This is a genomic window from bacterium (genome assembly GCA_016699045.1).
Lineage (GTDB): Bacteria > Babelota > Babeliae > Babelales > RVW-14 > AaIE-18.
Map to the genome: position 1 here is coordinate 533,699 of CP064957.1, position 14,187 is coordinate 547,885.

Annotated in this window: 13 protein-coding genes; 3 read left to right on the forward strand and 10 right to left on the reverse strand. The window is 40.3% G+C overall.

Going from position 1 to position 14,187, the window contains the following annotated elements; all coding sequences use genetic code 11:
- Positions 1-11: 11 nt before the first annotated feature.
- From IPF37_02360 to IPF37_02375, 4 genes are read right to left on the reverse strand one after another with little or no spacing between them, the layout of a single operon-like run.
- Positions 12-641, reverse strand: a complete 630-nt coding sequence (locus IPF37_02360; GenBank protein ID QQR49662.1) for a hypothetical protein — start codon at positions 639-641, stop codon at positions 12-14.
- Positions 642-654: 13 nt separating this feature from the next.
- Positions 655-2,778, reverse strand: coding sequence for a hypothetical protein (locus IPF37_02365; protein QQR49663.1), 2,124 nt, complete (start codon positions 2,776-2,778; stop codon positions 655-657).
- 28 nt (positions 2,779-2,806) lie between these two features.
- On the reverse strand, positions 2,807-3,505 hold the full coding sequence (locus IPF37_02370) for a glycosyltransferase family 2 protein (GenBank protein QQR49664.1): 699 nt from the start codon (positions 3,503-3,505) through the stop codon (positions 2,807-2,809).
- A gap of 3 nt (positions 3,506-3,508) precedes the next feature.
- On the reverse strand, positions 3,509-4,219 hold the full coding sequence (locus IPF37_02375; GenBank protein ID QQR49665.1) for a class I SAM-dependent methyltransferase: 711 nt from the start codon (positions 4,217-4,219) through the stop codon (positions 3,509-3,511).
- Between the two features lie 82 nt (positions 4,220-4,301).
- On the opposite strand from IPF37_02375, the gene IPF37_02380 reads away from it, so the two are divergent.
- The 3 genes from IPF37_02380 to IPF37_02390 are packed head-to-tail and all read left to right on the forward strand — an operon-like array spanning position 4,302 to position 8,688.
- Positions 4,302-5,297, forward strand: a complete 996-nt coding sequence (locus tag IPF37_02380) for a glycosyltransferase family 2 protein (GenBank protein ID QQR49666.1) — start codon at positions 4,302-4,304, stop codon at positions 5,295-5,297.
- Between the two features lie 8 nt (positions 5,298-5,305).
- Entirely contained in the window at positions 5,306-6,964 is a 1,659-nt protein-coding gene (locus tag IPF37_02385; GenBank protein ID QQR49667.1) for a hypothetical protein, read from the forward strand.
- Positions 6,965-6,966: 2 nt separating this feature from the next.
- The gene (locus IPF37_02390) at positions 6,967-8,688 is read left to right on the forward strand and encodes a glycosyltransferase family 39 protein (GenBank protein ID QQR49668.1); all 1,722 of its coding nucleotides are present in this window, start codon (positions 6,967-6,969) and stop codon (positions 8,686-8,688) included.
- 171 nt (positions 8,689-8,859) lie between these two features.
- Here IPF37_02390 and IPF37_02395 read toward each other — a convergent pair whose 3' ends face one another.
- Genes IPF37_02395 through IPF37_02420 form a run of 6 tightly spaced genes read right to left on the reverse strand, consistent with a single transcriptional unit; the run spans position 8,860 to position 14,155 of the window.
- Positions 8,860-9,792, reverse strand: a complete 933-nt coding sequence (locus IPF37_02395) for a glycosyltransferase (protein QQR49669.1) — start codon at positions 9,790-9,792, stop codon at positions 8,860-8,862.
- A 5-nt stretch (positions 9,793-9,797) separates the two neighbouring features.
- Positions 9,798-10,973, reverse strand: a complete 1,176-nt coding sequence (locus IPF37_02400; GenBank protein ID QQR49670.1) for a glycosyltransferase family 4 protein — start codon at positions 10,971-10,973, stop codon at positions 9,798-9,800.
- Positions 10,974-10,987: 14 nt separating this feature from the next.
- On the reverse strand, positions 10,988-11,755 hold the full coding sequence (locus IPF37_02405; GenBank protein ID QQR49671.1) for a class I SAM-dependent methyltransferase: 768 nt from the start codon (positions 11,753-11,755) through the stop codon (positions 10,988-10,990).
- Positions 11,752-12,888 (reverse strand): DegT/DnrJ/EryC1/StrS family aminotransferase, encoded by a 1,137-nt coding sequence (locus IPF37_02410; protein ID QQR49672.1) that lies wholly within the window; start codon positions 12,886-12,888, stop codon positions 11,752-11,754. The genes IPF37_02405 and IPF37_02410 overlap by 4 nt, the downstream gene beginning before the upstream one ends.
- The gene (locus IPF37_02415; GenBank protein QQR49673.1) at positions 12,885-13,313 is read right to left on the reverse strand and encodes a hypothetical protein; all 429 of its coding nucleotides are present in this window, start codon (positions 13,311-13,313) and stop codon (positions 12,885-12,887) included. The genes IPF37_02410 and IPF37_02415 overlap by 4 nt, the downstream gene beginning before the upstream one ends.
- Positions 13,310-14,155, reverse strand: a complete 846-nt coding sequence (locus IPF37_02420; GenBank protein QQR49674.1) for a class I SAM-dependent methyltransferase — start codon at positions 14,153-14,155, stop codon at positions 13,310-13,312. The genes IPF37_02415 and IPF37_02420 overlap by 4 nt, the downstream gene beginning before the upstream one ends.
- Positions 14,156-14,187 lie beyond the last annotated feature (32 nt).

Here is a 14,187-nt window from a genome sequence, read left to right on the forward strand (position 1 = left end):
CTTCAACGATGTCAAATTGAAATAGTCGCCGATGTTTCTTGCTGTTTTGTAACAAGCTGCCAACGATTTATGTTATACGACTTGGTACAAATGGCATCGAACACAATACCTTCACGCATCAAATAATCGCGATACATTTCAATATCTTGATCACGACCTTGCAGCTCTGGCGAGACCAAGCACAATTTATAACCAAGGCGCTTGAGCAAGGCATAATTTTGTTTGTTAATAGGCAGCTGAGTAAAACAATCAACCCATACCCACTCTACTTTGCCGTGCATAGCAAAAATACTATCAAGCCCTTCAAATTCAGAAAAGCGCATCGCAATCTTATGCTCGCCCTGCTTGCTCAACAAAACGATCATTGGAAACGATGAGTCTAAGAAAAAATATTTTTGAATATTATATTTTTTCAAAAGCTCCAACACTCTCAATTCAATACGCTCACTTTTAATATTTAAAATCATGAGACCATGACGATAATGCTTGAGGTAATCTTCAAATTTTTGACCGGTAGAAAAAGGATCGTGCACCAAAACCAAGTCATTGCCAACATCACGCAAATCGAGCTCAACGCCCACATGCTGTGGTAATTTTACCAGCTCTTCAATCGTATTAATTCTATGTGCTATAAACAACATATCTATCTCCTTGCTAGGCAAGCTCTTGCTCATGCTTTAAAATAATCACACTTACATTTGGGTACTTAGCACTATTGCCAAACTTTGTATAAACCACAATATTATCTTGGGCACAATAATCCAACGGCCTCGGCCCATCACTCACAATAGCCTGGTAACTGAATTTTTTAAAATTCCGAGTTGAACGGCACTCATCGATAAAAACCAGTGGTTTTGCTTGTGTACTAGCATTATGAGATTTAATCATCGCTACCAATGGATAACTTCCTGCATAACGACCCAAATCAAGAGCAACGTTGGTTATGCCATACTGCTGCAAAAGTTCAACGCCTTGCCGATATTGTTCATAACAATTTTCAGAAATACTAAGCGCAGTAAAATAATTTGCCTCACGTTTATTCATAAAAACCGGTTTGTTCAACAACAGCGGTTTTAGCGTGTTACAATAAACATACGGCAGGCTGGCAATAATACATAAACAGGAAAACCCAAAAGGCATAAAATCATTAAAAACTCGACGCTTAAAAAGCAGCAAAAAAAGTACAATAATCAAACAAAAAAAGAAAAACATCCGTTGATGCACTTGATTTTCACCAACTAAAAAAGAGAGAACAAATAAAGCAAAAATACCTAAACTAGCAGTACGAAAAACAAATTTTAAATGCTGATTTTTGCGTGCCCACAGATCGTGTAAACAATAAAGCACCAACGGCAGCGCTGCAACAAAGAGAGGCAACTGCAACCGTGCGTGCCACGGTTGCCATTTGAAAATGCCACAAAACAGAACAAAGCCACTCACGAGCGATAGCAGATACCACACAACCCACGATTGATAGGCCCAAAAATAGCGACCTTGAGCGACGATATAAAAAATCGTCATCACCAACAAAAGCAATAATAAAAAATTATTGGCAGAACCTTCATCCATTAAAAAATGTGCCTTAAATTTTATATCGCTAAATGTAATATCTTCTTCATTGGTATCAATATGCAAAATATGTCGATGAAAAGCGTACACAAACTTGTTAATTAAACGGTTAAATGCAGGAATTGGCAGGTAACAATGAATGGCAATATTACGTACAACATTAGATAAAAAATAAGGAACATTCATGGTTTTATTTTTCATCATATCCACTAACGCCTGACTGCCCAACACATCGCCCGTCATCGTAAAATTACGGACATAAAATGGTACATTAACACCAATAATAAGTGCGGCACAAAGAGCTCCAATCCCAACTATCTTAGGACCATAGCGCTTGCAATACAAAATCCCAAACCATATGCCAAAAGGCAGAGCAAAAATACCAACAGAAAGCTTGGTTAGAATCCCTAAACCAAGTGCAAGAGCAGCCAAAAAAACACTCTGGTTACACTTCTGCCAAAAGCCATGCCAACAAAAAAATATGAATGCCAACAAAAAAAATGCTGCGACATAATCAGTTTGTGTACTCGTTGCCTGTACAACGCCCATACTGATTAACAATGGTAAAAGACCTGCTAAAAACTGGTACTGATAAGAAAAGCCAAACAATACGGCAAACAAACTCACCAGCACGGCAACACCAAGCATGGCGAAAAACTGCAACAAATTAAATAAAACATCACTGTTTGTTAAAATACGCAGATGCAATAACATAAATTCTGCGAACGGCTGATGATACAGCTGCCGAATATCTTCCGCAGGAAAATGGTCAACATTCTCATTTTGTACCCACTGCTCAATACGCGGCAAATGATGCACCATAGCATCGCCGGTATTTGGCGGGTAGTACAATGCAGAAAAAAAGAGCGGCACAAAAACCAATGAAAACGTAACTAACGCTAAAACAACATAATGCCGGGCCAGTACCACCGGTGGCAGTTGCCAAAATTCAGGCATTTTACGACAACAATAAAAAAATATTCCTGCTAAAAAAACGGCAAGAGAAGTCCACGCAAGGCTCACATAACGAAAACTGATTGCATTAACCAGCGACAAAATCTCAGTAAAAAGCCACACAATACCAGCAAGCCAGATCAATGCTTTAACAAACCCATAACGCAGCGCGGTAAAAGAACAACATGATTCTGACATAGTAAAAATAAGCCATAAAAAAACAATTGAACAAAAAAAAGACACTATAAACAACATACCGATCTCCTCAAACCATTTATGGTGTTCACTCTTTTTTTAACGCACGACTAAACGACATAGTACGTTTAATTAATTTCCATTTTGATGCAAGCCCGGTATTCCACGAAGACTGTCCGTGAATACGCGGCGGAAAAGTAACATCAAAACGCACAATGGCTAATTTAAGTTGATGCGCTTTATAAAGTGCGTACAAATCGAGGGAAAAATCATGCGACGGATTATGCCATTGGGCAAAAAAATTTTTATGAAAAAGGTTTGGCTGGGCGTTAATATCCCACAATTTTTTGCCCAAATAAACCGTTTCAAAACAACTCATACCCAGCGTAAAAACGCTATCAAAAAGGGCTCGACCTTTGCGGTTACCTTTGACATAGATATTCGTTGGATTACCACGTCGCTCAACAATTTCAAACGCCCTGATCACGTCGTACGGATCGGTTTGCATATCGGCATGCGTCCAACACAAATAATCGCCAATTGCAACATTAAGCCCTGCCAAAATACCAAAACCATAGCCCTGATTTTTCATAACGCGCGTTGTCCGCGCAAAAGGATAGAGTGGCAACAATAAATCTAAAACATCTTGTGAATCATCCAGAGAACCGTTATTCACCAAAATCAGTTCAATATCATCACGCGTCATAAAAACGGCAAAGCGCTCTAAAATTAAGGGAATATTTTTTGACTCATTAAAACAGGGAATAACTATGGAAAGTTTTTTCATGCATCACCCTTTTTTCTGATACATGCCGTACACCGACAAACCAAAAGGAAAATGAAGCCCTTTACTCAGTAACCAATTTTCAAAACGCAGCAAAGAAAAGCAACAATAATTCAAGGGCTTGGGCACCGGAGGCAACCCACACGTCGCTGTATTTTTATTCATTAAGCGCTTAATAGCAGCCGGCATAAATAAAAAGCAAAACCAATAGCCAGCATCAAACTTAGTAAACTTTTGAAAAAGCTTATGAACACTACCTTTGGTATAGCGCCTAAAATGGTACAGCGCTCGATCGTGTGCGCTAAAAAGCATATTGTAGGCAGGCACGGTAAATACAAAATAGCCGCCCGGCTTGAGAACGCGAAAAATCTCATCAACCATTTTTTGGTCGTGCTCAACATGCTCTAAAACATCAAAAGCCACCACCACATCAAACATTGCGTCGCCATACGGCAAAAAACAAGCATCTGCTTGTTTTTTTTCAAAAACTAACGAATCAGGAATCATATCAAGAGCTTGTTGATCAATATCAACCGCATAGATCTTGCCAAATCGTGCAAGCGTTGCAACGTCTTCGCCGGTGCCAGCACCAATATCCAAAATTTTTTGTGATGAGTTATGAGGAATTTTTTCAAGAAGAGTACGAATAAATTGAGGCTTTGCTTTAAACCAAAAATGTTCTTGGTTGGCACCTGCCTGATAATCTCGGTAATCCACGAATCTCCTTTCTTTACTTTTTATGTGGACAGTATAGCATTGAAAATGGTTTTGTCCCCCACGAAATGGCAGAGGAGATGTTATGGAAAATAGGATACTATCACTCGTTATTCCTTTACTTAATGAGGAAGGGAATTTAAAGCCTCTTTACGACGAACTCATACCGATTTTAACATCACTCAAACACTTCACGACATACGAGCTCATTTTCGTCAATGACGGAAGCGCCGACCAATCTCTTGCAATTTTAAAAGAACTGGCAGCATACAATCCACAAGTAAAAATTATCTCATTCACTCGAAATTTTGGCCACGAACATGCTACGTATGCCGGCATGGTACATGCGCAAGGCGATGCCGTTGTGCTCCTTGACGCCGACCGCCAAGACCCACCTGCTCTCATTGTTCAGTTTGAACAAGAATTTTTAAAAGGAAATCACATTGTTTATGGACAACGCTCAAAACGTCTTAATGAATCGTGGTTTAAAAAATTGACCTCGAAAGCTTTTTATCCGCTGTTTAAATTCTTAACTAAAGTTGATATGCCACGAGATGTTGGCGACTTTTGTTTGCTCAGTCGCAAAGCAATTAATTGCTTTAAACAACTACCCGAAAAAACATTGTTTATTCGCGGAATGATTTATTGGTCAGGGCTTTCAAAAAAAGCGGTCCCTTTTGTCCGTCGCAGCCGTGGTGAAGGTACATCAAAATATAATTACAGCAAGCTACTTATTTTTGCACTTGAAAATATTATTTCTTTTTCAACGTTTCCCATTTACGTCATGCTGTTTCTGGCGCTGCTAGCCATTGGGTTTTGTTTGGTTGGTACCTGCCTGGCGCTGGTCATGCATCTGTATGGCTATGTCATTATGACGGGCTGGACATCACTCATGATCTGCATGCTCTTTCTTTTTGCATCAACCTTATTTTTTATCAGTTTAATTGGTTTGTATGTTGGCAAAATATTTCAAGAAGTTAAAAACCGTCCCGTCTTTTTAATTGACGAAAAAGTAAATTTTACTCAAACAAAAACTTTGCCTCATGACTATGCTCAATCGTTTGAACAAATCATACGTTAGGTTCAATCATGATACAAAGCATTTTAGTGCAAGGAACAACATCCAAGGTTGTTGTAAAAAAAAAGAACAATTCAACACTCATTTTTTCATTATTACTTTTTGGCCTCACCATGACAATTTTAGGCCTACCCTTTACCAAGTGGGGTTTTAAAACAGACGACTTTGGCAATATCTATCATTGTAAAATTAACAAACTTTCAGACATTGGTACTTTTTTTACTGAAGGCAACATGGAGCGTTTTAATCACGCATCAAACAGCCATTCAACACCTCAAGCCTTTTTTGCAGGCTTGTATCGCCCCATGTCTTTTCTGTATTATTACGCCCAGTACCTCTTATTTGGCGCCAACGCTTATGGCTATTTTTTAACAACCATTGCTTTTCATGCGCTCAACAGCGTTTTACTTTTTAATATTTTTATCCCAATCGCCGGCACGCTCGGGGCATTTTTGACAGCTGCTTTTTTTGCTTTTCATCCAAGTTTATGGAATTGGCTGGGCTGGATTAGCGCTCAAACATATTTCATTGAACTACTTGTTTTATTGCTGTTAATACTCGCGCTCAAAAAATATCTCGATGATAAAAAAATAATTTTTTATCTGATTTCGTGCACACTCTTTGCCATGAATCTTTTCTTAAAAGAGGCAACTATCATTCTGCCGCTCTGGGTTATGCCCGCACTTTATTTATACCTTGAAAAAATTAATAAACGCTTTTTAACAACGCTACGCCTATCGCTTGGCTATTGGCTGGTTACGGTAGGTTATGCCGTTGTACGTTTATCAATGTTTCCATTAACCAAAGACACCAGCTCATTAACGTTTGAACCAACGCTTGCATCATTTGTAGCACGCATGAAAAGCCGCCTGTTTGACTTTGTTACTTATTTTAATGATTTGGTGGGCCTGACGGCGCTACCCGGCAATAACCGTCTCTTAAAAGGCGCACTCTTGCTCGTTTTTTTTACCGCACTTGCCTGGCTTTTTATTCACAATCGCGAAAAAAAATGGATTCTTTTTTTATGGTACAGCACCATAATTTTCAGCTGGCCCGGGCTTTTAATGCACTATCAACCACGTTATTCCTACATGGCACTACCATTTTTTATGCTTTCTGTTCTGATGAGTTTAAGATTTTATGAAGCATCGTATGAATTTAAACAACACAAAATTTTTACTTGTGGGCTGTGTTTAATCATTGCCACTCACGCTTACTTTTTGTTTGGCAAATTAAAAAAACGAGAATATGTTTTGCATCAAGTCACAGGAGCTTTTCAAACACTTGTACAAAATCCCACCATTCATAATCGCGCGCTCTGTTTTGTGGGAATTCCATGCCACTGGTTTCATATGGGAACAGCCCAAGCAATGTGGCTTTTAACGAACAATAATTCTTACCCTATTTACCAATTCAACGCAAAAATATGTCTAAAAAATAAAGATAATTATTTAGCCGTTCCAGCGTTAAAGAAAAATTATTTAACAATCACTCAAAATACTGACAACTTTGTCCTGAGCTCACTTGAAGAAAAAAAGCTGTGGTTTCTTGACCAAAGCGATAAAAAAAATACCCACGCCACCATCGAAATTCCTGAAGAAACACGAAAACAAAATCCGCTTTACATAACGTGGGATTATCAACTCGCTCGCTTTAAAATTTTATCATGACCATGACAAAAAGAAGCATTATTACCATCATACTTTTTTTAGGCATCATTCTATTTTTTGGTTTACCATTTACTTCATGGTGGTTCTTTGGCGCCGATGATTATGGTGGAGTTTTAATTGGTTATAAAGCAAGAACCTGGCACGATCTTTTAAATTTTTTTTATGATGGCCACATCAATAATTCCTTTGGTAACGGCCCAACTAATAGCGCCTGGCTTAATGAACGCCCTCCATTTTTTGGTACCTACTACCGCCCACTTTATTGCGTTTTTTTAACGCTCCAGTACTGGCTCTTTGGCAGCTATGCCTACCCCTATTTTTTATGCAACGTTGTATTCCACGCTTTCAACACCGCCGTACTTTTCTTGATATTTTCACAACTTACCAACTTGTTTCCCGCAATGCTTGCTGCTCTGCTTTTTGCTGCTCACCCACAAATTGCTTACCGCTTTGGCGCTATTGTCAACTTTCATTACTACGTTAACACGGCACTCGTGTTACTCGCATTTCTAGCGTTTAAAAAATATCTTGATACGGAGCAAGAACGTTACTATGCTGGAGCCTGCACACTTTTTATGATAAGTCTTTTTACTCGCGAATCATCAATCGTCTTACCCAGCATTGCTATGCTTGGCGTGTATGTTTATACCAACGATTATGCTCTGCTCACGATAAAAAACTTTTTTTCGCAATGGTGCACAGCACTACAAAAAACTGTGGGGTTGTGGCTTATAAGCCTTTCATTTTTAGCATTACGTTTGTTTTTATACCCGCTTGGCGCGCCAACAGCATTACAACAAAACTCACTTCTCTCTTTTTTAATAAAAAAAATTCCTGAGTTTAAAGTTTTTATTTTTGACCTTTTTAATCTTTCATGGCTGCCGTGGGGCCACCCACTTATGCGCGGTACAATACTTTGCACCTGTCTTACAATCTTCGCTTTATTTTTTTGGAACAACAACCGCAAGCTTTATGTTCTTATCAGCTTTGCTGCCGGCTTCTTGATGCTCTGGCCAGCATTAATGGGACCGTACAGTCCACGCTACTTTTATGAAGCACACCCTTTTTTTCTAGCAGGTTTTATTATGTGCTGCTCATTTTATACCGGCACATTGATACGCTTTAAAAAAATATTTCTGACTTTGCTAACGTGCCTCGTTATCTTTGAAATCGGTTTTGTTATGCACAGCTTTGCACGCCGCTCTACCAAGCACGGCCTCCTTGCACAAGCAACCTACGAACTTACTACAAACCCTGCGATTAAAAATCGTGCACTCTGTTTTATTGGCCATCCAACCGATGGCTTTGCCGACCAAAATGCCGCTATATTTTGGATTCTTTTAAACGACCTTTCTATACCCATTTTCTTTGATTCAGCAACGGCAATTACACAAGCAGATGCAAATATTGTACAACCAACAAAATGGGCCAATATTGTTAGCAATTATCATGATAAAAATTATTATACCACCATCCCAGTCCCTGGCGGCTTTCGCTTTACGTCGCTCAATCCGGCAAAAATTCACTTCTTTACCGAAAACTGTAATTACTCGTTTGGGGAAAAAATTGTTCATGAAAAACAGATAGTGGACGGGCAACGTGTCGTCACTGACTTTACGCTACTTATTAACAAAGAATATCTTAAACAAAATCCTCTCTTTGTCAGGTGGGATTTTGAAACTAAAAGTTTTATAATTGAGAAAAGCATGATTTCAAAAGAATAGTTGCCGTTCAAATTCTTTGACAAATTCAGAACGAACGGCCGTTAGTATCAACTATTACGAGAGTATTAACAGCAAGAAAAAATTTGTGTCTTTGTTTAATAGCCGTTCACCCTGAGCTTGTCGAATGGGTCGAACGGCATCTCGCAAACAAGTATGAGGAAATCTGCAAAGTCACCTGTCGCGAAGCGTAAAAAAAGCACTAATTTTGCGCACACCAGCTTTGTATTTCCAGCCAACCTGCTCAAGAATTTTTGCAGAAAACGATTTGCCTTTAACAACCTGCGGATGAAGTGCTACAACTTGTTCATGCAAAGTTTCAAATAGCTGACCGACATTGGTTACATCGACATAATCTTTGGCAATAATTTTGCCTAAATTATTTTGTTTTCGATCATAATAAATCCCATCCCACTTGGCCAGATAGCGATTAAGATCGTCCTTCATTTTTTGATAATTGGTTTTGCGCACATCAACGTTAGCATGTGGATAATGCTCAACATACGAATCTGGCGCATCAAGAATTTGATACCCAGCCTGCCACAATTTTAAACACAAATCACCATCGCCGTTATAAAAAAAGAACGTTTCTTCGTCAATATAATCAACTTCTTTGAGCGCTTGATTTAAAAACATGCCATGATTAACGTACAATTTTTCGCCAAGTGTACAACCAACGTGGTAGCTTGCTGACCGTGACCACTCGCGCCAATAAAATGCCAGCGCACCAATTTTTTCGCCTCGCTCACGCAACTGATCAAAATAAGCAACGCCATTTTTTAACGCGCCAGGAATAAAAATGCAGTCATCACTGATCATACAAACATACTGCCCTTGCGCAGCTTTGAACGCAAGATTCATAAAATAGCCCCATGTGCGTCGCTCAATTTCTTTGCCAAGCCACACTCCGCGATTGTGCTGCACGATGGTAATAACATCTTTTTGTTCGCACAGCCACGCGAGTGTGCCGTCAGTTGAGCCGCCATCAACGATAATAATTTCATGCGGCACATTTTCAACTTCAGCACGAATGCTGGCAAGCGTTAATTGTATAAATGCTAAACGGTTGTACGAACCGAGAACGACTGAAACTTTTGGGTTTTTCATAAAATTTATCCGTGAATATAGCGCTGCGTGCTGCTCCAACAGCGACGAACTGGCGCAAATTCATCAAGAATTTTTATAATTTTTTGTACGTAATCATCACACGTCCAACTATTCGCACGCGCTAAACCTTTGTTAATTAACTGCTGCCTCAGATCATAATCGTTTAATAGTGTTTGAATGTGCTGCGCTAACTGCTCTAAACTGCGCGGGTTAAAAAATAAAGCAGCATCGCCCAGCTGCTCACGCATGCCATCAACATCGGCAGCAATAACGGGGCAACCAAGCGCAAACGCTTCCAAGGGAGGAATATTGTTCGGGCCAAAAAATGACGCGAACGTTAACGCACAAGCGTTCCGATAGAGCGCCACCAACTCAGGAATTGAAACAAAACCAAGAAAATGAACTTGATCCTGCAAGCCGAGCGTTGCAACTATTTCTTGCACATATGCCAAATTTCCTTTGTCAGAACCGGTCAGCACCAGATCTACTAAGCTTCCCTGTTCCTTGAGCTGTTTGATGGCGTACAACAACGTTATATGGTTTTTGTGTGGCCAAAACTGCGCAGGATAAAAAACATACGGCCGTTTAAAATCATATTTTTTGATAACATCAACCTGCTCAAGTGTCTTATCAAAAACAAAGTCTGGCGTCGGCAATTCAAGCGTTTCAACGCGCTGTTCAGACATGCCATAAAAACGCATAACCTCTCGTTTTGCCGTTTCATTACCCGCCAAAACGTACGCAGCTCGTGGAATGACATTGGCATAGTGCCGCTCGCGTTCTTCAAAAGTACTGCCAGTCACACTGACTTCAGGAAAAAATGATTGGTGCCGGTGCTGCAAATCCCACACCGTGTACAAATACGGCACCTCAACAAATTGGTGTGCTGGTGTTACAAACCAAACCATGTCGATATTATTTTCAAGGACTGCACGATTTAATAAACTTTTATATTTTTTTTGAACCTCTCGAGTATCAAAATAGCGCCAACATTTGAGCGCAGCTTTTTTCAGTAACGAATCTTGCGGACTGCTCAATTTTTTTTGTAACGAATCTAAGATAACAAATTCATGCGTACTGTGGCTGCGTTTAATTGCTTGCAGCAAAGAATACTGAAAGGTGTAGCCCCCACCAGATTTTGGATCTGATAACACCCCGCCAAAATAAACACCAATTTTCATAGCTTCACCATGCTTTATTTTTTACGCCCAACCGCACACACGCCCCACGACCTACTGACCTGCTGCTTGCCCGTCAACCATTCTTCAAAGGCCACCAGCTCAAAACCATGCTGCTCAAACAACGCCTCAACTTCTGGTTTAAACAAATAACGCATGCAATGATTTTCATGCAATTCAGTCGTCGCATCCTGTTTTTTGTCATGAACAAAAATCGTAAATTTAACATTAACGCAATTGTTTGCTTCCTGACTTTCAGGCTCGGCAACACGCGTTACTTTTACGGCATCAGTTTCTATACGCTTAACGCGTACGTCTGAGCCAATCGTTAACACCGCCGGCCCATACCAAAAATCAAATACAAATAAACCGCCGGCATTCACATGCACGGCCGCCGTTTGAAATGCTGCTTGCAAATCAGCATTAGTTGTTTGATAGCTCATGACATGAAATAATGAGGCAACCACATCAAATTTTTTTGCTAACCGTACAGTGCGTAAATCACCAACAGAAAAAGACAGCCGGCTTGCATTTTCAGAATTTTCAGCGCGCAACGCCTCTGCTTGCGTAAGCATCTGCTCACTCAAGTCAATGCCATGGACGCCATATCCCTTACGTGCTAGCGCCAACGCATGCCGGCCGGTTCCACACCCTAACTCAAAAATTGAGCGCGCCTGCGGGGCAAATTTTTTGATCAACGCATCAAGATAGTTAGTTTCGGCATCATAATTTTTATCGTGATACAACGCATCGTAATACTGGGCGTAAGCGCCAAAAACTGTCATGAAAAAATCTCCTTGATCGCGCAAACCACACGATCCATCTGCTCTTGCGTCAACGCAAGACCGCTGGGAATATAAAAACCTCTGCGCGCCAAGCGTTCAGCCACAGGACATGATTGCATCACTTCTCTATTTTGGTTAAACACCGGCTGCTCATGTAAACCCCAAAAAAATGGGCGCGTTCCAATACCGCGCTCCGCAAGAAGTCGCATCATTTCCATCGCATCAAATGGCACACTATCTTTGAGTACCATACCAAAAACCCAGTAAATGTTAGTGGCATACGCCGTCATTTCAAGCGGTAACTCCAGATAGCCAATGCGGCGCAAATGCGTGGTGTAAAATTGTCCAATCAATCTTTTTTTCTTAATAAAAAGATCAAGCTGCTCAAGCTGTGCCAAGCCGACGGCCGCTTGCAAGTTAGTCATACGAAAATTATAACCAAGTTCATCATGCACAAAACGACGCTCTGCTTTAAAACACAAATTACGTAATGAACGTGCACGCTCAGCCAAATGCTCGTCATTTGTCATAACCATGCCACCCTCGCCTGTTGTCACATGCTTATTGGGATAAAAACTCACGATACTGATATCGCCCAAACTACCACACGGCTGACCGCGATACGTTTGGCCAATCGCCTGGGCAGCATCTTCAATAATTTTTAAATTATATTTTTTTGCCAATTCAATCACCGGATCCATGTCGGTAGGCAGGCCATAAATATGCACGACCATAATTGCTTTGGTCCGTGGTGTAATTTTTTTTTCAAGATCAGTAACATCCATGTTCCACGTCTTGGCATCAGCGTCAACAAACACGGGCTCACAATCAGCGCGCACTATGGCAATAGCACAAGAAATAATGGTGAAGGTGGGCACAATAATCTGACTACCAGGCTCAAGGTCAAGTGCACGCACCGCCACTTCAAGCGCAGCTGTGCCATTCATAACGGCAATACCGTACTCACAACCCATGCGGGCTGAAAAAAGTTCTTCAAATTTTTTAACAAAAGGACCGTCGGAAGAAATCCAACCGGTATCGATACATTCATTTAAATATTTTTTTTCATTCCCATTCAACAACGGTTCATTGACGGGAATAAACACATGTTTTGCGTCTTGAGTTTGTATCATGTCATCCTCAACTTTTGCTCATCGACCTTGGCAATAATAGTTTTATCATTCCCACCCACATACGGCCCCTGCTTAACTTCAAACATTTCAACATCTTCAATAATTTTAAAACCATGCCCGCCACGCGCCAAGAGCACCACATCACCAGCCTGCAAAAGTCTGCTTTCAACATAACTACCGTCTTCGCAATAAAAATCAGCACGCAAAATTCCTTTACGAATGAAAAGAACTTCTTTGGTAAGCACAACCTCACGGCGGACTTCGTTATGAATATGCGGCTTAATTTCATGCCCAGCAGCATGTTGCATGTAACCAAGTTGTTGTGAAAAATTGTCAGGCGTTAAAAAAGAAATGCCGGGCTTGCTAAACGTATGCCGCACAATAGTTGCTAAAAGTACCTGCCCATGAATAACATGCTCGATCATGAAGATACCTCAGGCTTTTTTAAAACACAGGCTTGCATATGATTATGAAAAAAAGGAATTTTAGTAAACAGCCAGTTGAGGCATACCCCAAGCTTGCTCATCTTAAATTCCCAATTTTTAAAGGTTACTAACGGCGCACCGAAACAATGCAACAACCCATCAACATGCGCAATCGGATTACTTTCAATAATTTTAAACCCAGCACGCGTGCACACGCGATCAAATTGTCGTTTGGTAAAACGATATTCAAAAAAATTACCATGTTGCGGATCAATGTAATAACCAAGCTGCTTACCATTGGCCACAAGCTTTTTTTTGCCACACAACGCGCGCAACCAACCCCACAAGCGCGGATCAATTTTTTTAAGCCAATAACTAATGCGACGCACTATGTTGAAACTGGGCACGGTTATGATAAGCGTACCGCCCGGCTTTAAAATTTTAAACATAGCAGCCATCGCTTGATCGGGACCTTGCGGAAAATGCTCAACAACACCATAACTCAAGACGACATCAAATGAATTCTCAGGATACGGCATATTGAGAAGATCACCCTGCACTACTTTGAGCGCTGGAAATGTTTTATTGAGCCAGGCAACCGGCGCTGGATTAATTTCAATACTTTCTAAATTATTGAAACCTTTGTTATCAAGATATTTGGAAACACGTCCAATCCCACAACCAGCTTCTAAAATTTTGAGATTTTTTGCTGGCAAATATTTGAGTGTGATAGTAACTTCATCATCAACATCACAGCTTTTTAATAATTGATCGAAATCTTTTGGATCCCAAGAAAAAACGGTACTACAGCCGATATTTTCTACTTTTTGATTGTCTATCATCACTTACTCCTCTTTTTTGATGGATAGCCCCC